We start from the raw sequence: 906 nt of genomic DNA, 5'->3' as shown, positions 1-906 counted from the left end.
TCGTGCTCGACGCCAATCCGGTCGGCTGGGGGGCAAGCGGGCGTAATGGCGGCGTAGTGTCGTCGAAGTTTCGCTTGTCGTTTCCGGCCATCGAGCGCATGCACGGACTCGAAGCCGCACGCACGATGCACCGGCTCGCGCATGACGGCGTGCGCATGGTGGAAAGGTTAATCGATGAATTCAAGCTCGAAAACGCGCGCTTCGAACATACCGGAAGCCTGCGGTGCGCCCATACCGAACGTGCATTGCAAGGCATCCGCGCGGAGGCCGACTGGGTGCGCACGCAACTTGGCGACACCTCCATGTCCGTGCTGTCGCGTGCCGAGACGCAGCACGAGACCGGCTCCAAAGCGTTTGTCGGCAGTGTGCTGAGTGCCGACGCCGGCACGATTCTTCCGCTTCACTATGTTCGTGGCATGGCCGACGGGCTGACGCAACGCAACGTCGACATTCATGAAAATACCCCTGTGCTGGACATGCATCGCCTGGACGGCGGTGCGGGCGCTATCCTGCGTACGCCGAATGCAACCGTGCGGGCAAAGCAGGTGATTGTCGGGACGAACGCATACTCGAACCTGACGCCTGCGACATCGGACTATCAGCGCGAACTCGTGCCGTTTCGCAGCGCGATGATAGCGACAGCCCGTCTGTCTCCCGAACTCGATGCCCGCTTGATGGCGAATCACCGGAGTTATACGGAAACCCGGCGCATGATGAAGTGGTTCCGCAAGGTCGATGGCCGCATGTTGTTCGGTGGCCGCGACGCGTTTGGCAAGGAAGGGCAGACCACGGGTTTCGACGCACTGCAGCGCGCCATGGCCGAGCTGTTTCCGGAACTCGCGGACGTGCAGGTGGAGTATCAGTGGTCGGGATATGTAGGCATGACTTTCAATTCGTTGCCGCATG

General features: G+C 61.5%; 1 protein-coding gene. It reads left to right on the top strand.

The annotated features are described in order from the left end of the window. The coding region (locus tag ACRXB1_RS36850) for an NAD(P)/FAD-dependent oxidoreductase (protein ID WP_449494879.1) at positions 1-906 on the top strand (906 nt) is incomplete at both ends.

The sequence above is a fragment of the Caballeronia sp. M23-90 genome (assembly GCF_053574605.1).
This window is presented reverse-complemented; position numbering and strand designations above follow the sequence as displayed.